We start from the raw sequence: 18,818 nt of genomic DNA, 5'->3' as shown, positions 1-18,818 counted from the left end.
GATCGTGCCCGCGCATTTCCGCCCGGAAATCGGGGTCGGCAGGCCGCTGACCGCCTGTTTTGCCGGCGCGGAACGTGCGCGGGCCCCTTTTCTCGCCGAAATCCGACGTCATCGATGGCGCATAACAGTTCCTCCGGTCCGATGAACTCCAACGAAAGCCGGCATGAGGGAAGTTGAGCGTAGTTATGCTCCCGCCCACCGGTCAGAAGGCCCCCCTTTTCGATAGTTCGAGGACGCCGATGGAGCAAAGAGGTACTCCCCCCGAAAGTCCCCACCTGGAGGGAAGAGCAAGCCGGATGCTGCCCGCGATCGCGGTCGTGGCCGTCGCCTGCCTGGTAGGGGCGCTCGCTTCCTCCTCGGCACCGCTCGGCACCGCCCTGATCGCCGTCGGCGCCGTGTGCACCGCAGCGGTCTTCGTCGAAGCGAGACGGCGCGGCCGCGCGCTCACCGCCGGGCGCGCCCAGGTCGCGGCGCTCCAGCACGCCCTGGCCCGGCAGGAGGTCGAGGCGGCCCGGCTGTCCGAGTCCGTACTGCCCGAGGCCATCGAGCGCCTACGCAAGGGCGAGCTGGCCGAGGAGGTGCTGACCGCCCTGGGCGGCCGCGGCGGCCGCGGCAACCGCTGGGGCGACGACGAGGCCCTGACCCCACGCTTCAGGGCCGCTCTCCAGGCGGTGCTGGCCCACGTCATCGACGCGGTCGACAACGAGGAGAGCCTTCGCGACTCGGCACAGCGCGCCTTCGTGAACGTAGCCCGGCGCGTGCAGGCGATCGTCCACCAACAGGCCCACGAGATGCGCGAGATGGAGGACCGGCACGGCAGCAACCCGGACGTGTTCGGCGACCTTCTGCGGCTCGACCACGGCACCGCCCTGATCGGCCGGCTCGCCGATTCCATCTCGGTCCTCGGCGGCGCGCGCCCCGGCCGCCAGTGGAGCAGGGCCGTCACCCTGTACAGCGTGATGCGCGGCGCGATGTCGAGGATCATCGACTACCAGCGCGTCGAGCTCCACTCCGTCTCCGAGGTCGCCGTCGTCGGTCCGATCGTGGAACCGCTGATCCACACCCTGGCGGAGCTGCTGGACAACGCCACCCGGTACTCGCCGCCGCACACCCGGGTCCACCTCACCGCCGTCGAGGTGCAGTCGGGCATCGCCGTGGAGATCGAGGACGGCGGCCTGAGCATGAGCGAGGAGGCCCGCAGCCGGGCGGAGAAGATGCTCGCGCAGGCACAGTCCGGGATCGACCTCAACGACCTGGGCGAGACACCGCGCCTGGGTCTGGCGGTGGTCGGCCGGCTGGCGCAGGCGTACGGGTTCCAGGTGTCCCTGCGCTCGTCCGCGTACGGCGGCGTCCGCGCCGTGGTGATCGTGCCGCAGCACCTGATCACCACGGCCTCCTCCGCGACCGGTCTCGCCCACGGCATCGGCTCCTCCTCGGGGCCCAGGGCGGTGGCCGCCACCCCGCGCGAGCACCCCTTCGACCACACGTCGGCGGGCATGGGCGTACCCCGGCCGGCTCCGGCCCCGGCTCCGGCCCCCAGGCCGGCGCCCGTCAGTGCCGGGCAGCCGGAGGTGGCCGCACGCACGGCAACCGGCCTGCCGCAGCGACGACGGAAGGACCGGGTGGCCACCTCCGAGGCCCGCCCGGCCCCGGAGCCCCGGTCCGCCGACGACGGCGGCCCCGGAATGTGGCTGGAGGCGTTCCACAGCGGACTGTCCGGCACGCCCGGCCACGATGCTCCGGGTACCGAAGGCACGTCGGGTTCAGCGACCAAGGGGGCGTAAGCAGTGATGACCCAGCGAATCAGCAGCATGGACTGGATGCTCAAGGACCTGGCCGCCGGAGTGCCGCAGACGCGGCACGTGATCGTACTGTCGGCGGACGGGCTGTGCGTGGCGCAGTACGGGGCGGAGACCGACACGGCCGACCGCCTGGCGGCGGCCTGCGCGGGCCTGCAGAGCCTGGCCGGAGCGGTGGCCGCGGAACTGCCCCGCTCGGAGGGCCGGATGCGCCTGGTCGTGATCGAGATGGACGGCGGGTTCTTCTACCTGATGGCCGCCGGCGACGGCTCCTACCTCGCGGTCCTCGCCGACGAGGGCGTGGACGCGGGCCTGATGGGCGCGCAGATGCGCAACCTGGTGACCCGAATGGGGGACCACCTGAGCAGCCCGCCCCGACATGACGGGCAGCCCGCGTGAATGAGCCACCCACAAGCTGGGAGGACAGCAGCCCCGAACGGCTCTACGTCATCACCGGCGGACGCAGTGGACCCTCCACCGCCGTCCATCTGGACCTCGTGACCTTAGTCGTGGCCAAAGGGTCCGGCCGGCCCGAGATGCAGCCCGAGCAGGCGGCCATCCTACGGATGTGCCAGTCACCGCTGTCGGTGGCCGAGATCGCCGCGTACGCGGGCCTGCCCGTGAGCGTCGTCACCGTGCTGGTCGGGGACCTGATGGCCGCTCAGCGCGTGTACGTCCGCCCGCCCGTTCCCGCCGCGCAGCTACCCGACCTTGCTCTGATCGAGGCAGTGATCGATGGACTTCAGAAGCTCTGAGCCGCCCGCCGGGCCAGGCCCGGCGGACATACTTCCGCAGACGGCCGCGGCCGCCGTGAAGATCGTCATCGTCGGCGGGTTCGGCGTGGGCAAGACGACGATGGTCGGTGCGGTCAGCGAGATCAAGCCGCTGACGACCGAGGAGACGATGACCAGGGCCGGCGTCGGCATCGACGACACCTGGGGCGTGGACCGCAAGATCACCACCACCGTCGCCATGGACTTCGGCCGCATCAGCATCAACGACGAGCTCGTCCTCTACCTGTTCGGCACACCTGGCCAGGAGCGTTTCTGGTTCCTGTGGCGCGGGCTCTTCGAGGGCGCGCTCGGAGCGGTCGTCCTCCTCGACACCCGGCGCCTGGAGATCAGCTTCGATGTCATCGGACGGCTGGAGGAGCGGGGCGTCCCCTTCGTCGTGGCCGTCAACTCCTTCCCCGGCGCACCCGAGCATCCGCTGGAGGAACTGCGCCAGGCCCTCGATCTGCCGCCCACCGTCCCGATCCTCGTCTGCGACGCCAGACGGCGGGACTCGTCCCGCGATGTCCTGCTGACCCTCATGCGCTACCTGCACTCCCAGGCAGCCACCCAGGAGGCAATGTGAGCACCACCCCCACCCCACCGCCCGAGTGCCCCGCCCACGCGGCGGCGGCGACCTCGGGCGGTCTCTACCGGCTCCACGGAGCGGAGGCCCAGGCCGACCCCCTCGCGCTGTACGAGAAGCTGCGCGCCGAACACGGGCCGGTGGCCCCCGTACTGGTGAGCGGCGACCTCCCGGCCTGGCTGGTCCTCGGCCACCGGGAGAACCTGGACGTGGCGCGCACGTCCTCACGCTTCGCCCGCGACCCGCGCGGCTGGCGCGACATGCGGGAGGGCCGGGTGCCGGCGGACACCCCGCTCGGCCCGATGGTCTCCTGGGTGCCGGTGTGCAACTTCACCGACGGTCCCGTGCACGAGCGGCTGCGCGCGGCCGTGGTGGAATCCCTGGCACGCTTCGACAAGCGCGGCATCCGCCGCTACGTGACCCGCTTCGCCAACCAGCTCGTCGACCAGATCGCGGGTGAGGGGTACGCCGACCTGGTGTCGGCCTTCTCCGACCAGCTGCCCATGCTGGTCATGACCCAGCTCATCGGGGCGCCCGACGAGCACGGCCCCCTGCTGGTCAACGCGGCGCGCGACATGCTCCAGGGGACCGAGACGGCCCTCCAGAGCGACCGTTACGTCACCGCCACGCTGGAGCAGCTGGTCGTGGAGCGCAAGGCCAGTCCCGTGCGCGACCTGGCCTCCTGGCTGATCGAGCACCCCGCGAACCTGAGCGACACCGAGGTGCTGATGCACCTGCGCGTCGTCCTGATCGCCGCCTACGAGACCACCGCCAACCTGATCGCCAACACGCTGCGGACCGTACTGACCGACCCGCGCTTCCGGGCCAGCCTCTCCGGAGGCCACATGACGCTGCCCGACGCCCTGGAACAGGTCCTGTGGGACGACCCGCCGATCAACACGATCATCGGGCGCTGGGCCACCGGTGACACCCTGCTCGGCGGCCGGCAGGTGAAGGCCGGCGACATGATCCTGCTCGGGTTGGCCGCGGGCAACGCCGACCCGCAGATCCGACCGGACCCCGAGGCGTCCGTCCACGGCAACCGTTCCCACCTGGCGTTCAGCAGCGGTCCGCACGAGTGCCCGGGCCAGGACATCGGTCGCGCCATCGCGGACACCGGCATCGAGGTCCTGCTGGACCGGCTGCCCGACCTCCAGCTGGCGGTCGACGCGAGCGAACTGCAGTGGCGCGGCACCCTCATGTCGCGCCATCTGCTGTCCCTGCCCGTACGGTTCGCCCCGCGCTCCGTGCCGAACGCGCAGCCCCTGGTCGAGCAGCCGGCCGGGCACCCCGAGCACCCCGAGCACGTGTTCGTCCCGCCGCAGCCGACGGCGGCGCCCGTGGTCCCCGGTCGCCGGCGCCGCGGGGTGAGCTGGTGGCGGCGGCTGCTCGGCATCGGCTGACGGCCCTCCGTACCCAGGCCCCGGCCGCACCGGCCGGGGCCTCGGCCTTGCTCAGTCGCGTACGTGCCGCCACCAGGAGGCGAGGGCTGGCGCGTCCGGCGGCTCGGTTCCGGTGCGGCTGGGAACATCGGCGTACCGGATCGCGAACCGGGCTTCGGCGAGGGGCAGTTCGTGCCGGTTGCGTGGGCTCGCGTACCGCGGCGCGCGGCTCTGCCAGGCGATGGAGCCGGCCACGTAGTGGCCCAACGCCGCCAGGTGTCGGCGCAGTTCCGCGTCCGCGTCGGCCTCCAGCCGCGCCCGGAGCGTCACGAAGAGGACCATCACCCGGTCACGCAGGGCCACCGCGAGCGGCACGGCCGCGGCGGGCGAGCAGTTCTCCTGGTGGGCGAGGACGTTGACGAGGTTCACCTCCCGCGGCTCCAGGTGATCGTCCTTGTCGTAGGAGAACAGGTCGTTGTCCGCGCTGACGACGAATCCCGCCGCGTCCGTCAGTGCCGTCAGGGCGCGGGAGCAGAGCACCTCCGCCGGCAGTCGGTCCCCGCGCGCGACGTCGGACCAGGTCAGCGAGAAGCGCGTACCGTTCGCCAACGGCCCCATGGCGACGAAGTCGTTCAGCCCGGGCATGACCCCCGCCTCGGCCTGGGCGGCCCGCCAGGCCGCTCCGAGCAGCCAGTCGCGCGTCCCCTCGACGAACCTGCGCAGCTCGTAGGGCGTGAGCAGGGCATGGGTACGGTGGACCAGGTCCAGCAGCGCGCGGGTCATCGGTCCGTCGGGCAGCACGGACGCCCCCGGGTCCTCGATGGTGCGCAGCAGGCGTACGCCGTGTTCGACGACGGCGCCCGTCCCGACCTCGTCGGAGCCCGAATCCTGCCAGTCGTCGACGGCGTTGGCCCAGTAGTTCCACTCGGTGAAGAGCTGGAGGGCGTCGACGCTCCCGTCGGGGATGATGCGGCAGGAGAAGTCGGCGCTGTGGGTGGCCAGTCCCCAGGCGCGCTCGACCGGATCGGGGTAGACGCCGAAGGCGTCCAGCCACTCGACCGCCCGGGTCTCCACCTGCTTCGCCCGGGGATGGACGAGGTCGCGCTCCAGGGGGCAGTAGAAGGACGGCAGGCGCGCACCGAGGCGCGAGGGACGCGGCGCGGGCGCCGGTGGCGGTGGCGACGCGGGGGTGGGTACGGATGCGGGTACGGGTACGGGTACGGGTGACACCGTCATCGGCGGCCCCCGATCCGGAACTGCAGCAACCGCGTCTGCACCGCGTGGTCACGCCAGAGCCGGAAGAACCTGCTGTGGGCGAGCGTCGACTGTTCGAGCCGCTCGCCGGACCACGCGCCGGGTTGTGCGTCGGCCCCCGCGCGGAGCCGGTCGAGTTCGGCGGTGTTCCACGCCATGGACTGCACCCAGAACTCCGCCACCGAGTCCGTCACGTCCTCCTCGTGCACGAGTTCGAACCCGACCGCCTCGGCCGCGGCCAGGTATTCCCCTCTGAGTCCCAGTCGCGTTCTGTAATAGCCGTCGATGAACTCGCGCCATGTGGAGCGGCCCACGAAGTGTTCCTGGATCCCGAACCATCCGCCGGGCTCCAGCGCCTTGGCGACGACCTCGAAGAGCCGGGTCCGGTCGGTGTAGCCGCTGCTCTCGTTGGCGTAGACGGCGTCGTACGCGCGGGTCTCGTCGAGGTCGTGCACATCCGCCAGTACGGGGTTCACCCGCCCCCCGACCCCGGCCTGCAGGGCGAAGTGCCGGACGATCGGGATGTGTTCGGATGCGACGGTGAGGCTGGTGACCGAAGCTCCGTGCTCCTGCGCCCAGTAGAGCGAGGTGCCGCCCAGGCCGCAGCCGATGTCCAACAGCCGCCGCGGAGGCGCCTCGTGCGCGCCCCACGCTCGGGCCGAGTGCTCGACTATCCGCTCCTGCGCGTCGAACAGGCGCTGCTTCACCACGCTCTGGGGGACGGTGCTGTCCGGCGGGCCGTCCGGGTACAGCCCCACGTGGAAGTGGACACGGGGGCCCGGGCCGTACTTGTGCAGGATCTCCTGGGTCTTGCGGCTGTAATACAGCTGTATGGGATCGTCCGAGGTCGAACACTGGTCGCCGGCTAAGGACGCTACGAGGGGGGTGACGCGCATGGGTGTCCGCCCTTTCGTGGGGTAGGGCTGCCTCCGGGACACGCTGTCACCGCGCTCACCGCGTCCCGTCCGGCGCACTGTCGAAGCACGGATCATCGTGGCACTTCGCAGGCCCTGCGTCAGCCCACTGGAGCAACACGGAACGGCGTCCGAATATCGCCGGTGGCGGGCTGAGCGGCACCGGTCGTCGGGCCGGGCCGAGGCCGATCGGGTCGGGGTGACGGCCACATCAGGTCCGGAAGGCCGCATCGGTGGCGTCCGGGGGCGCCGGTTCGGTCCGGGCCGGTGAGGGTGGCGAGATAGCGACCGTGCGGAGGGCCACCGGCGGGTGCCGGTGGCCGGGCGTCACCCCGTTGCGGACAGTGCCGGTCCGCAAGGAGGTCCGGCCCGGGACGGTGCGGGCCGTGATGCCTCCGGTGCGGTCGGAAGTCCCGCGTTCTCCCTGGTCGGACCGTGTGCGGGGCTCGCCGTGACGGCTGTCGGCCACCCGATCCCGAAGGGCCTGTCGACGGGGCCCCAAGGTCCGGGGCCGGCGGCCGACTCCGGTCGCCAGAGCGCTATGCCCTCATTACGTAGATATCCTATGAAGTGTGATCGAGTCTGGACGGCCGCGGCTCCGCCGGCGCCCCGGCCCGGGAAGACTTGTGCGGCTGTCGCCGGTCATCCTGACCGTCGTCATCGGAAGCCTGGCCTACGCCACTCCCCCGGAGATGGCCTTCAGTCGCCTCCTGCCCGCAGCGCCGGCCCTCGCCGCCGCCATGTGGCCGGTGCTCCCCACTGTCCTGCTCGGGACGGTCTGCCTCCTTCTGATGATCGGCCTCGGCATGGTCTTCCCCGACCTGGGGACGTGGTGGACGGCCGCGGGGATCATCGCGGTCACCGTGGCCGCGGCGTACGGAAGCCATGTCCGGCTCCAGCGCGAGCGCACCCTCTTCCAGGTACGGCTCGTCGCCGACGCCGCACAGCAGGTGGTGCTCAGCCCCATGCCGCGCCGCTTCGGCCGGGTCGAGATCGAGTCGCTCTATCTCGCGGCCGCGGCGGAGGCCCGGATCGGCGGGGACTTCTACGAGGTGGTCGACACCCCGTTCGGAATCAGGCTGCTCATCGGTGACGTCCGGGGCAAGGGCCTGCCCGCGGTGGGGGCCGCCGCGGCGATCGTCAACGCCTTCCGGGAGGCCGCCTACGACGAGACCGACATGGTCGCCATCGCACGCCGCATGGATGCCAGCAGCATGCGGTACAACGGCGCCTTCCCGCCCGAGGGGCCGTTGGAGCGCTTCGCCACCGCGCTGCTCGTCGAGATCCCGCACGGGGGCAGACGTATCGACATCCTCAACTGCGGACACCCCCCACCTCTGCTCCTGAACGCCGGGAAGGTCCGCGCCCTCGAACCCACCACCCCCTCACCCCTGCTCAGCCTCGCGGAGCTGATCGGCGACCACTACAGCGTCGACACCTTCGATTTCGCCCCCGACGACCTGCTGCTTCTCTACACCGACGGGATCGCCGAGGCCCGCGCACGCGACGGAGAGTTCTTTCCGTTGGCGGACTGGATGGGTCGACAACCCCCGACGCCGCCCGACGAGCTGCTCACGGCTCTGCACCGCGACCTGCTCGACTACAGCAGGGGCCGCCTCGACGACGACATCGCCGCCCTCGCCGTACGTCTGTGCGAATCCTGAGGCTGCGGGCTCCCTCGATCACCACCCCAGCGCCCCGGGCGGCGGCCGTATGCGGTGAGCGCGAGCTTCCCGGTGCCGCGGCTCGGTGCGGCGGCATCGACGGAAGAATCGAAGAGCGGCCCGTACGTCCGTCGGAAGGTGTGCCACGAGACCATCTTTCAAGGGGCGGGTCAGGCTTCAGGGCCACGGGACGGTGTCGACGGCGGTTTCCGCGAGGACCCGCAGGAAGGCGTCGACCGGGGCCGCGAGCGGTGGGGCTCCGTAGACGACGGCGTCCACGAAGCGGTGGTCGTCCGGTAGGCGGTCGATCCGCACATCGGGGTGGCGGTGTGCGCGCAGGGCGAGGCCGGGCAGCGTGGTGACGCCGAGGCCGGCGGCGACGAGTGCCTGGGCCGCGACGTAGTCGTCGGTCTCGAAGGCGATCTCAGGAGTGAAGCCGTGTTTCCCGCACGCCGACAAGAGGTGCGCGCGGCACCGCTCGCAGCCGGCGATCCAGCGTTGGCCGCGGTAGGTGTCGAGGTCGGCGGGCGGGCCGGGCCAGGATGCGCCGGCCCTGCTGACGATGTAGAGCGGCTCGTGCAGGATCGACGTCACGGTGTGGCCCTCGCGGTCGCCGAGTGGGCCGTCGCCGTGGTGGAAGGTGAAGGCGACATCGGCCTCGCCGCGTCGCAGCGCCGCCAGGGCTTCGGGGGGTTCCGCCTCGGTCAGTGCCAGGTCGATGTCCGGGTGGGCGACGCCGAAGGCGGCGGCCACGGTCGGTACGACCGTGGCGAGCGCGGAGGGGAACGCCGCGAGGCGCACCCGTCCGGCGCTCAGCCCGGCATGGGCGGCGAGTTCGGTCCGGGCCGAATCGATACGGCCGAGGATCTCCTCCGCGCGGTCGGCGAGCAGCCGGCCGGCCTCGGTCAGTCGGATGCCACGGCCTGCCCGCTGCACCAGCGGCACCCCGGCTTCGGCTTCGAGCCTGGCGAGGTGGTGACTGACCGACGGCTGCGCGTAGTGGAGGGCGGCGGCGGCAGCCGTCACCGAACCCTCGCGGGCGATGGCGGCGAACACCCGGAGTCGGTTCTCGTCGAACATCCATCGATGATATCGATGGATTCATCGGAAACTAGCATTTGTCCTATGGATCGGCTCCTGCGCAGCATGAGGGCATGCACAGTCCGACGATCTCCGACGTCCTTCGCGCGCGTCGTCTGCAGAGCGCGCACCTGTCCCCGACCCCCTTGCTCTCCTACCCGGCCCTCGACGCCTGCGTCGGCGCCGATGTCCGGGTGCTGGTCAAGCACGAGAACCTGCAGCCGACCGGCGCCTTCAAGGTCCGCGGAGGCATCGCCCTGCTGGCCGCCATGGACCCGGACGAGCGCGCCCGCGGTGTCCTCTCGTACTCCACGGGCAACCACGCGCAGTCCCTCGCCCATGCCGCGGCGCTCTTCGGCGTCCCGTGCACCATCGTCATGCCGGAGAACCCCCATCCCCTGAAGGCCGAGGCCGTGCGCCGTCTCGGCGCCGAACTGGTCGCGTACGGCGCGGACTTCGACGAGGCCCGCCGCCACGCCGAGCAGCTCGCGCCCCGGCGCGGGATGCGCCTGGTCGGCGCGGCGAACGAACCGGGTCTGATCGCGGGCGTGGCCACCGCGTACCTGGAGGTCTTCGAGCAGGAACCGGACCTCGACGCGATCATCGTGCCGGTCGGCGGTGGCAGCGGCGCCGCCCCCGCTTGCCTGGTGGCGGCGGCGATCAGCCCGCGCTGCCGGGTCATCGCGGTGCAGTCCCGCCACTCGCCGGCCGCGCACGACTCGTGGCGCTCGGGCCGCTGCGTAGAGCGTCCGAACACCACGACGGCGGAAGGACTGGCCACCGGGTCGGGCTTCGAACTGACGCAGCGTCTGCTCCGCGCGCACCTCGCGGACTTCCTGCTGGTCGACGACGAGGAGATCCGGCGGGCTCAGTGGTTGCTCATGCGTGACGCCCGTACGGTGGCCGAGGGGGCAGCCGCCGCATCGCTGGCCGCGCTCCTCGCGGCGCGCGAGGACCTCGCGGGGCAACGGGTGGCGATCATGTGCACGGGTGGGAACGCCGGCGAAACCGACCTGCGGGCCTGTCTCTCCGCGGCGGCCCCGGTCAGCTGAACGGTCCGTGGCGTTGTCGAGCGCCGTCCGGCGTCGGCGGCCGACCCACGGGGGTGGCCGGTCGTCGATACTGATCTTCATGCATGCCAACGTCACCGCCGCCACCCTGGAACGCGTCGCCGGTCACCGGATCCGCTTCGACGCCCGGTTCGAGCGGTACTTCGACAGCCTCGGTGAACGTTTCGACGTCCCGGTGCCCAGCCGGTACGTCCCCCGCTGCCTGGAACTCCTGCGGGAGTTCTCCATGCGCGGCGGCAAGCGACTGCGGGTCGTGCTGCTGTACGAGGCGGCCCGGCTGGTCACCACCGACGAGACACCGGGGCTGGCCGAGGCCGCGCTGAGCATCGAACTGCTCCAGACACACGGGCTCGTCCACGACGACATCATCGACGACGCGCCCCTGCGCCGCGGCGGTCCCTCGACGTACTACGCCTACCGCGGGGAGTTCCCCGGCCAGGACGCCACCGCCCTCGGGCTCGCGATACTCGCCGGGGACCTCGCCGCGTTCCTGTCCACCCAGGTGCTGCTGGAGGCCGAGGTTCCCGCCGAGCTCCGTCAGGCGCTGCTCGGCGTGCACACGCGCACCGCGGCGGAGACCGTGGCCGGGCAGATCGCCGACCTGGAGCGGGACTCCCACACCCTGCCCGACGAGGAATTCCTGCACACCGTCACCGACTTCAAGAGCGCGCGGTACTCGATCCTCGCGCCGCTGACGATGGGGCTGCTGGCCGCGGGTCAGGATCCGGCGCCGCACCGCGAGCGCCTGCACCGCTACTCCCGGTCGGTGGGCATCTCCGAGCAGATGCGCGACGACTTCCTCGACCTCTTCGGCCCGTCCGGCGCCGACCCGGCGGCCGAGATGAAGTCCACTGGGGCGGACATCCGCTCGGGCCGTCGCACCTACGCCGTGCGCGCGGTGCTGGCCGCCGCGACCGGGGCCGACGCCGCCCTCGTCGAAGCCGCGCTCGGTGATCCCGGCTGCCCGGACGAAACGCTGGGCCGGATCCGGGAAATCGCCCGCGCCGCCGACGTGGACCGGCTGCTCAAGGCGGAGATCCGGCGGCACGCGGAGGCGGCCGCCGCCGAGGCCGCGTCCTGGGAACCGTACTGGCGCGCGGAGGCCGTGGAGTTCTTCCGGGGCCTGCCGATGTGGAACGTGGACCGGATGTCCTGAGAGTCGGCGAGGGGCGACGAGAACCGTCACACGACGGCCGCCGCGGCCCCGGCGGTCCTGTCACCCACGGCCGAGCCGGAGCCCGCACCGGCGCCCACACCCGCGCCCTCGTCGAAGCCCCTGGCCAGCAGCCGCACGGCCAACGACACCTCCCAGGCGAACACGGGCAGCGCCGCGAGGGACCCCGCCACCGAGACCTGTTCGTAGATCCCGAACAGCACGGCGGTCGCCGAGGCACAGATCAGCGTCCCGCCGACCAGCCCCAGGACGGCGAGCGGTCGCGGTACGAGCCGTGAGGTGTACATCAGGCCGGCCAGTACCAGCGTGTTGGCCCCGAGGACGAAGTTCGGCCCGAACAGGAACGTCCAGTCGTGGAAGGCCACCAGGGCCTGGCCGGCCGTGACCAGGGAGGCCCCGTCGGCGCCCGTCGCGCTCTGCGCCCGCGTCCTCAGCGTCACCACCGACAGCACGCTGACGATCCCGACGAGGATGACGGCGGCCTCCAGCAGCCGCCCGCAGACGTAGCCGACTGCCGCCCCCTCGCCGCGCCCGCGCAGGACCGGGTACAGCACGGCCCCCGTGCCCGTGACCGCCAGCGCGAGGACGAGCTCGCACAACGCCCCCAGGAACACCTGGGTGTCGGCGCCCGGCCCGAGGACGTAGCCGGCGTCGGACAGAAGGGGGCGGTAGAGCGCGAGCCCGCCGATCGCGGCGATCTCGGTGACGAGGAACAGCACACCCGCGACGATCGCGGTTCTCCTGGTTGAGCTCATACGGGACAGCCCTTCCCTCACGGGTGTACGGCGTACACCTGACAGTTGACGCTCACCCTAGGTGTACGCCGTACACTCGTCAAGGCGCGACGGACGCCACCCGCACCACCCACTCCGGGAACGGATCGAGGGAGAAGCCCCCATGCCCCAGCAGCCGCAGGAACCGCAGGAACCGCGCCGGACCCCCCTGAGCCGGGACCGGGTGCTGCGCGCCGCCGTGGCCTTCGCCGACGGCGCCGGGATCGAGGCGCTGAGCATGCGCAGACTCGCCCAGGAGCTGGGCGTCGTACCGATGGCGCTCTACAAGCACGTGGCCAACAAGGAAGAACTCCTGGACGGCATGGTGGAGGTGGTCGTCGCGGGCATCGCGGGCCAGGCCCCCGGATCCGACTGGAAGAGCGCGGTACGCACGCGGATCCTCGGGGCGCGGAGCGCCCTCCTCGCGCACAGCTGGGCGGCTCAGGTGATCCGGTCGCGCACCAGCCCGACGCCGGCCGTGCTCGCGTACCTGGACTCGGTGATCGGCACGTTCCTGGCCGGCGGCTTCTCGACCGACCTCACCCACCACGTGATGCACGCCCTCGGCAGCCGGGCACTGGGCTTCACCGAGGAGCTGTTCGAGGACCCGGCGGGTACCGCACCGCAGGACGAGGGGGCGCAGGCGGCCGCGTACGAGGCGATGGCCCGGCGGTACCCCCACGTCACCGAGCTGGCCCGGGCGGTGGCGCACGACCGGCGGACGGTCGTCGGCCAGGGGTGCGACGACCAGTTCGAGTTCGAGTTCGCGCTGGACCTCCTCCTGGACGGGTTCGAACGACTCCACGGGCAGGGCTGGACGTCCACGCCCGCGCCCGGATCCACCCTCTGAGCCGCCCGACGACCCCCGCCGGGTCCCACCGGGGACGGGTCAGCTCCTCCCCGTCTCCTGGCAGGCGGTCGACAGGGCCGACATCCAGGTGAAGGCCGCGTCGCACTGCTCGGGCGTCAGACCCACCTCCAGTTCGGCCTCGCGCCGCTGGACGGCCGGGAGCGCGTCCTCGTAGCGCGCGCGTCCGAGCTCCGTGAGGTGCAGCTGGTGCGTCCTGCGATCGGTGGCGTGCGGCGCGCGGGGTTCCACGCCCTCGTGACGCGGAACCGCTCGCCGGTCCGGTCGCGGCCCGGCGGTACCGGGCGCGGGCATTCGGGTGGCGGACCGCCGTGTCGGACCACCCGCTCCGGCCCGGTTCGCCATCCTGGGCCGGGCACGGCATCGCGATGGCCGGTGCCCTCCCCCACGGCGAGAAGGAGTACGGCATGCCGACGGACGTGGTCGGGCGATTCCTCGCGGCTCTCGGACCGCAGCAGCAGGAGGCCGTCACCAGCAGACCGCAGGAGGAGCAGGAGCGGCTCGCGGCCGCCTGGGAGCGGGAGCTGGCCTCGGACGACGAGCTCGACACGCTCGACGAGTTGTCACCGCCCGCGGCGGAGGCCGAGGCGGCCCGTCGTGTCCTGGACCGCGAAGGGTGAGGTGAGCTCGCGGCTCGGTCCGGACCGGTGCCCGCCTGCCGTCATGGGCGGGCGCCGGTCCGGACGGGTCAGAGGGCGGGGGCGTCGAGCGGCCGCAGGAAGCGGCGCTCGTACCGCTTGATGCAGCGGGTCTCGCGGGCCAGGTCGAAGGCGGCCTGGCACTCCGGATCGGACATGCTGTCCGTGCGGTACTGCTCGTAGGCGGCGAAGCCTGGGAAGGAGAAGAGGGCGTAGGCGATGTCGCTGTCGCCCTCGCTGGGCAGGAAGTAGCCGTGGTGGGTACCTCCGAACCGGTTGACGAGCCGGACCCAACGGCGCCCGTACTCCTCGAAGTCCGCGAGCTTGTCGACGTCGATCTCGTACTTCAGATGAATGGTGATCACCGCCCCATCATGCCGGGACCCCATGACTTCCCCCGGTCCGGAGGCGGTCCCGAGGCGGTGCGGAGGCAATCGCCGCCTTCGGGGCGGGGATCGGGCCGGATCCTCGTACGCTGCGGGAGTCGGAGTGAAGCAGCGGAAGGGGGAACCGCATGTCCATGCGGAAGGGTGCCAACGTACCGGTGCCGAGTGCCGCGGTCCGGGTGGAGCTGGGTTGGCGAGGGGGTCCCGGAACGCCCGATGTGGACGTGTCGGCCCTGCTGCTGACGGCAGCGGGCAAGGTGCGGTCGGACGACGACTTCGTGTTCTACAACCAGCCCGTGCACCCCAGTGGTGCCGTGCGTCACGAGGGGCGGCGCCAGGACGGCGCGGGCGTGCTCGAAACGATCGGGGTGACGCTGTCCGGGGTGGAGGAGGAGATCGGGACCGTGGTGGTCGCGGCTTCCACCGACGGCACGTTCGGTCAGGTGTCCGGCCTCTTCGTACGCGTGCTGGACGCGCGGAGCGGTGAGGAGACGGCACGGTTCGACGCCACGGATGCCACGTCGGAGACCGCGTTCGTGCTCGGGGAGCTGTACCGGCGGGCCGGCGCGTGGAAGTTCCGGGCGGTGGGCCAGGGGTACGCCTCCGGGCTGGCCGGGCTCGCCACGGACTTCGGGATCACGGTGGACGATCCAGCCCCATCCCCGACCCCGCCTGCGCCCGTTCCGGCGCCCGTGCGGCCGGAGGTGACCGCACCCGTGCCTGCGCGCCCGGTACGGCTGTCGAAGATCACCTTGACGAAGGCGGCCCCCGCGGTGTCGCTGACCAAGCAGGGGGCCACCTCCGGGGGCATGCGCGTCAATCTGACCTGGAGCGTCGCCGCGCCGCCGCGCGGGTGGATGCGCAAGGGGAACGACGCGGTCCGACTGGAGGACGTCGACCTCGACCTCTCCTGCCTGTGGGAGCTGCGGAACGGAACGAAGGGGATCGTCCACCCCATCGACAACCAGTTCGGCTCCTTCCACCAGCCGCCGTACATCCAGCTGGACCACGACGACCGGACCGGTGCGAGCGAGGCCGGCGAGAACCTCATGATCAACCTCGATCACGCGGCCGAGATCAAGCGCGTCCTGGTCTTCGTCGTCATCTACGCCGGGGCCACCAGCTTCGCGGGCCTGCAAGGGGTCGCCACCCTTCATCCGCCCGTCGGTCCGCCGATCGAGGTGCGCCTGGACGAGTGCACCGTCCCCTCGCCGGTGGCCGCGATCGCCCTGATCGAGAACGTGGGCGGGGAGCTGATCGTCCGGCGCGAGGCGAAGTACCTCCTGCCGGCGCCCGGCATCTTCAAGCAGCAGGCGGCGGACATCGAGTACGGCTGGAACATGAGCTGGCAGTCGGCGAGCAAGGACTGACGACCTGACCCGCCGACCCCCTTCGGCCCCTTGTTGACTCGTGCGTACTGCACACCCCATCGGTGACAGCCGCGACTGTCGCGGCCCTCGGACCGCGTGACAGCGTGAGCACGTCACCGACCGAGGGAGCAGGAGTGAACAAGGGGTACGCCGCCTTCTGCGACGCCGACCGCTGGTTCTACGACGCGCCGTACCGGCGGGCCGAGGAGAGCTACCCGGCCGCGCTCGCCCCCGTACCGGCGGGGTGGCAGACGCACCGCAGCGGGGACTGGCTGGCGCTGCGGCCGGTCGATGCCCGGCTTCCCTCCCAGGGCTGGAAGATCCACGTCTCGGCGTGCCTGGACAACGCCGAGTCCGTCCTCGAACGGGTCCGCGCGTACTGCGTGGAGCGCCGGATCGCGTTCAAGTTCGTGCCGAGCCGGTACCTGCTGCACCTGCGCAACGCGAAGTACGCCGACCGCGCGGCGAGCGGCAAGTTCCTCACCGTGTACCCGGCGGACGAGGAGCAGTGCCGGCGGATCGCCGAGGAGCTCGACGCGCTGCTGGCCGGGGAGCCCGGCCCGTACATCCTGAGCGATCTGCGCTGGAACGACGGTCCCGTGCACCTGCGTTACGGGAGTTTCACCCTGCGGCACTGCTACGACGACCGCGGTGAACTCGTCCCGGCGATCGAGACCCCGGACGGCCGGCTCGTGCCGGACCCGCGGGGTCCGGTGTTCCAGCCGCCCGAGTGGGTCGAGCCGCCCGCGTTCCTCGCGCCCCACCTGGCCCGACGCGCAGCCGTCACCCTCGAAGGCCTTCCGTACACGGTCGAACGGGCCCTGCACTTCTCCAACGGCGGCGGTGTCTACGCAGGCCGTGACGTGCGCACCGGCGAGCCGGTCGTCCTCAAGGAGGCGCGCCCCTTCGCGGGGCTCGCGGCCGACGGGGCGGACGCCGTCACCCGACTGCACCGTGAACGCAGGGCCCTGGAGCAACTGGCCGGGTTGGACTGTGTGCCCGCGGTCCACGGCACCTTCACCGTGGGCGACCACCACTTCCTGGTGATGCGGTACCTCGAGGGCAAGCCCCTCAACACCTACTTCGCCCGCCGGCACCCGTTGATCGAGGCGGACCCCGATCCAGCGGAGCTCGCGGAGTACACCCGGTGGGCGCTGGAGGTCCATCGGCGGGTGACGGCGGCCGTGGCGGCGGTGCACGCCCGCGGCATCGTCTTCAACGACCTGCACCTGTTCAACATCATGGTCGCGGAGGACGAGGCGACCGGTGGGATGTCGGTCGCGCTGCTCGACTTCGAGGCCGCCGCGCACGTGGACGAGGGGCTCCGCCAGACCGTCGCCAACCCGGCGTTCGTCGCCCCGGCCGGCCGACGCGGTTTCGCCGTCGACCGCTACGCCCTGGCCTGCCTGCGGCTCGCCCTGTTCCTGCCGCTGACCAGCCTGCTGGTGCTGGACCGGGCCAAGGCCGCGCACCTGGCCGACATCGCCGCCGAGCAGTTCCCGGTACCCCGTGCGTTCCTCGACGAGGCGGTACGGGAGATCCTCGCGGACCCCGGTCCCGACGCCGGCTCCGGCCTCGCCTCCCGCGCGGGTTCCGGCGGTCGCCCGGTCGTACCCCGCTCCCGCCGCTACCTGCCCGTCGAGCCGAACGACCGGGAGGCCGCCCGTGCCTCGATGACGGCGGCGATCCGGGCGAGCGCCACCTTCGACCGCGAGGACCGCCTCTTCCCCGGGGACCCGGCCCAGTTCGCGACCGCCGGCGGCGGAACCGGCTTCGGCCACGGCGCGGCCGGTGTGCTGTACGCGCTCGCCGAGACCGGCGCCGACCCCTGGCCCGAGGCCGAGGAATGGCTGCTGGCCCGGACCAAGGAACCGGCCTCCGGCATGCCGCTGGGTTTCTACGACGGCCTCGCCGGTCTCGCGTGGACCCTCGAACGGCTCGGACACCGCGACCGGGCACTGGCCCTGGCCGAACAACTGCTCGGCCAGCCCTGGCAGTCGGCCGGACCCGACCTGCACGGCGGACTCGCCGGCATCGGCCTGGCCCTGGACTCCTTGGGCTCGGCCACCGGCGAGGGCGCACTGCACGCCGCGGCCCTGCACTGCGGCGAGCTCCTCGCCGATCCCGCGACCACGTCCGGGCCGAAACGGGCCGGGCTGCTCCACGGGCACAGCGGTCCCGCGCTGCTCCATCTGCGGCTCTACGAACGCACCCGCGACCAGGAGTGGCTGATCCGGGCCGGCCGGTCCCTGCATCGAGATCTCGACCGCTGTGTGACCAGCGCCTTCGGCACCCTGCAGGTCGACGAGGGCTGGCGCACGATGCCCTACCTCGGCGCTGGCAGCGTAGGGATCGGCATGGTGCTGGACGACTGGCTGGAGCACGCGCGGGACGACCGCTTCGAACGCGCCCGGCCGGAGATCGTCCGCGCCGCCCAGGCGACCTTCTACGCCCAACCCGGGCTGTTCCGCGGCGCGGCCGGCATGATCCTCCACCTGGCGCGGACCACCACGCCGGGTCCGGGCTCCGGCCCCGCGGACATCGCCCGGCAGGTGGAGGCCCTGGCCCGGCACGCGGTCCCGTACCGCGGCTTCCTGGCCTTCCCCGGCGAGCAGATGATGCGCCTGTCCATGGACCTGTCCACGGGCACGGCCGGTGCGCTCCTCGCCCTCGGCAGCGCCGCGCCCGGTGGGCGCGCGCACCTGCCGTTCCTCCCTCCGCCGCGGTCGGCCGCGGCGGTCCCAGAGCCGGTCCCCCTCGCGGGGGCCGTGTCCCATCGGAACACCACAGTGAAGAGGAAACGGACATGACGCTTCTCGACCTGCAGTCGATGGAAACCCCCAAGGAAGAGACCACCGAGGCCGCGCACGGTGGCGGCAGCCGCGCCAGCCTGCTGCTCTGCGGCGACAGCAGCTTGAGCATCACGACCTGTAACTGATCAGGGATCAGGTCCTCCCGGGCCCGGGCGGTTCGCCGCCTGGGCCCGCACCACACCCCTGGAGGCCGCACCCGATGACCGTGCCCGATCCCCCCGGCGAGGCGTCGGCCGCCCGCGCGCCCGACCGGGCCCTGCGGGCGGCCGCGCGGCAC

19 protein-coding genes are annotated in these 18,818 nt (G+C 72.2%); 13 read left to right on the top strand and 6 right to left on the bottom strand.

The window, feature by feature from the left end:
* Window positions 1-296: 296 nt before the first annotated feature.
* The 5 genes from AB8A24_RS29495 to AB8A24_RS29475 are packed head-to-tail and all read left to right on the top strand — an operon-like array spanning window position 297 to window position 4,558.
* A complete protein-coding gene (locus AB8A24_RS29495; protein ID WP_328960264.1) occupies window positions 297-1,784 on the top strand; it encodes an ATP-binding protein in 1,488 nt (495 codons plus the stop codon).
* A 6-nt stretch (window positions 1,785-1,790) separates the two neighbouring features.
* Window positions 1,791-2,198, top strand: coding sequence for a roadblock/LC7 domain-containing protein (locus AB8A24_RS29490; protein WP_030713382.1), 408 nt, complete (start codon window positions 1,791-1,793; stop codon window positions 2,196-2,198).
* Window positions 2,195-2,554: a DUF742 domain-containing protein gene (locus AB8A24_RS29485; protein WP_266480358.1), complete on the top strand. Its 360-nt coding sequence runs from the start codon at window positions 2,195-2,197 to the stop codon at window positions 2,552-2,554. The genes AB8A24_RS29490 and AB8A24_RS29485 overlap by 4 nt, the downstream gene beginning before the upstream one ends.
* Window positions 2,535-3,155 carry an ATP/GTP-binding protein gene (locus AB8A24_RS29480; RefSeq protein WP_328960265.1) on the top strand — a complete coding sequence of 207 codons (621 nt, stop codon included), beginning with the start codon at window positions 2,535-2,537 and terminating at the stop codon, window positions 3,153-3,155. The genes AB8A24_RS29485 and AB8A24_RS29480 overlap by 20 nt, the downstream gene beginning before the upstream one ends.
* Window positions 3,152-4,558: a cytochrome P450 gene (locus AB8A24_RS29475; RefSeq protein WP_328960266.1), complete on the top strand. Its 1,407-nt coding sequence runs from the start codon at window positions 3,152-3,154 to the stop codon at window positions 4,556-4,558. Before AB8A24_RS29480 ends, AB8A24_RS29475 begins: the two co-directional genes overlap by 4 nt.
* A gap of 51 nt (window positions 4,559-4,609) precedes the next feature.
* Here the strand turns inward: AB8A24_RS29475 and AB8A24_RS29470 are convergent, their stop codons facing one another.
* The gene (locus AB8A24_RS29470; protein ID WP_369478045.1) at window positions 4,610-5,773 is read right to left on the bottom strand and encodes a hypothetical protein; all 1,164 of its coding nucleotides are present in this window, start codon (window positions 5,771-5,773) and stop codon (window positions 4,610-4,612) included.
* Window positions 5,770-6,687, bottom strand: coding sequence for a cyclopropane-fatty-acyl-phospholipid synthase family protein (locus tag AB8A24_RS29465; RefSeq protein WP_369478044.1), 918 nt, complete (start codon window positions 6,685-6,687; stop codon window positions 5,770-5,772). Before AB8A24_RS29465 ends, AB8A24_RS29470 begins: the two co-directional genes overlap by 4 nt.
* A gap of 590 nt (window positions 6,688-7,277) precedes the next feature.
* Here AB8A24_RS29465 and AB8A24_RS29460 point away from each other — a divergent pair.
* Window positions 7,278-8,369, top strand: coding sequence for a PP2C family protein-serine/threonine phosphatase (locus AB8A24_RS29460; RefSeq protein ID WP_328960269.1), 1,092 nt, complete (start codon window positions 7,278-7,280; stop codon window positions 8,367-8,369).
* A gap of 177 nt (window positions 8,370-8,546) precedes the next feature.
* On the opposite strand, the gene AB8A24_RS29455 is transcribed toward AB8A24_RS29460, so the two are convergent.
* Window positions 8,547-9,449, bottom strand: a complete 903-nt coding sequence (locus AB8A24_RS29455; RefSeq protein WP_328960270.1) for a LysR family transcriptional regulator — start codon at window positions 9,447-9,449, stop codon at window positions 8,547-8,549.
* A gap of 74 nt (window positions 9,450-9,523) precedes the next feature.
* Between AB8A24_RS29455 and AB8A24_RS29450 the strand changes: the two genes are divergently transcribed.
* A complete protein-coding gene (locus AB8A24_RS29450) occupies window positions 9,524-10,501 on the top strand; it encodes a threonine/serine dehydratase (RefSeq protein WP_369478043.1) in 978 nt (325 codons plus the stop codon).
* Between the two features lie 79 nt (window positions 10,502-10,580).
* Window positions 10,581-11,675, top strand: a complete 1,095-nt coding sequence (locus AB8A24_RS29445) for a polyprenyl synthetase family protein (RefSeq protein WP_328960272.1) — start codon at window positions 10,581-10,583, stop codon at window positions 11,673-11,675.
* 26 nt (window positions 11,676-11,701) lie between these two features.
* Here AB8A24_RS29445 and AB8A24_RS29440 read toward each other — a convergent pair whose 3' ends face one another.
* Entirely contained in the window at window positions 11,702-12,448 is a 747-nt protein-coding gene (locus AB8A24_RS29440; protein WP_328960273.1) for a DUF4386 domain-containing protein, read from the bottom strand.
* Window positions 12,449-12,590: 142 nt separating this feature from the next.
* Between AB8A24_RS29440 and AB8A24_RS29435 the strand changes: the two genes are divergently transcribed.
* Window positions 12,591-13,316 (top strand): TetR/AcrR family transcriptional regulator C-terminal domain-containing protein, encoded by a 726-nt coding sequence (locus tag AB8A24_RS29435; RefSeq protein WP_328960274.1) that lies wholly within the window; start codon window positions 12,591-12,593, stop codon window positions 13,314-13,316.
* Window positions 13,317-13,355: 39 nt separating this feature from the next.
* On the opposite strand, the gene AB8A24_RS29430 is transcribed toward AB8A24_RS29435, so the two are convergent.
* On the bottom strand, window positions 13,356-13,565 hold the full coding sequence (locus tag AB8A24_RS29430) for a hypothetical protein (protein ID WP_328960275.1): 210 nt from the start codon (window positions 13,563-13,565) through the stop codon (window positions 13,356-13,358).
* Between the two features lie 176 nt (window positions 13,566-13,741).
* Here AB8A24_RS29430 and AB8A24_RS29425 point away from each other — a divergent pair, with 176 nt between their 5' ends.
* A complete protein-coding gene (locus AB8A24_RS29425) occupies window positions 13,742-13,954 on the top strand; it encodes a hypothetical protein (RefSeq protein WP_266480393.1) in 213 nt (70 codons plus the stop codon).
* A 68-nt stretch (window positions 13,955-14,022) separates the two neighbouring features.
* On the opposite strand, the gene AB8A24_RS29420 is transcribed toward AB8A24_RS29425, so the two are convergent.
* The gene (locus AB8A24_RS29420) at window positions 14,023-14,337 is read right to left on the bottom strand and encodes an NIPSNAP family protein (protein WP_266480396.1); all 315 of its coding nucleotides are present in this window, start codon (window positions 14,335-14,337) and stop codon (window positions 14,023-14,025) included.
* Between the two features lie 149 nt (window positions 14,338-14,486).
* Between AB8A24_RS29420 and AB8A24_RS29415 the strand changes: the two genes are divergently transcribed.
* From AB8A24_RS29415 to AB8A24_RS29405, 3 genes are all read left to right on the top strand, one after another.
* Complete coding sequence (locus AB8A24_RS29415; protein ID WP_328960276.1) at window positions 14,487-15,728, top strand: TerD family protein; 1,242 nt, start codon at window positions 14,487-14,489, stop codon at window positions 15,726-15,728.
* A 134-nt stretch (window positions 15,729-15,862) separates the two neighbouring features.
* Window positions 15,863-18,538 (top strand): class III lanthionine synthetase LanKC, encoded by a 2,676-nt coding sequence (lanKC, locus tag AB8A24_RS29410; protein WP_369478042.1) that lies wholly within the window; start codon window positions 15,863-15,865, stop codon window positions 18,536-18,538.
* Entirely contained in the window at window positions 18,535-18,666 is a 132-nt protein-coding gene (locus tag AB8A24_RS29405; protein WP_202198001.1) for a SapB/AmfS family lanthipeptide, read from the top strand. Before lanKC ends, AB8A24_RS29405 begins: the two co-directional genes overlap by 4 nt.
* The last annotated feature ends 152 nt before the right edge of the window (window positions 18,667-18,818 follow it).

Source organism: Streptomyces sp. BF23-19, assembly GCF_041106355.1.
GTDB lineage: Bacteria > Actinomycetota > Actinomycetes > Streptomycetales > Streptomycetaceae > Streptomyces > Streptomyces virginiae_A.
This window is presented reverse-complemented; position numbering and strand designations above follow the sequence as displayed.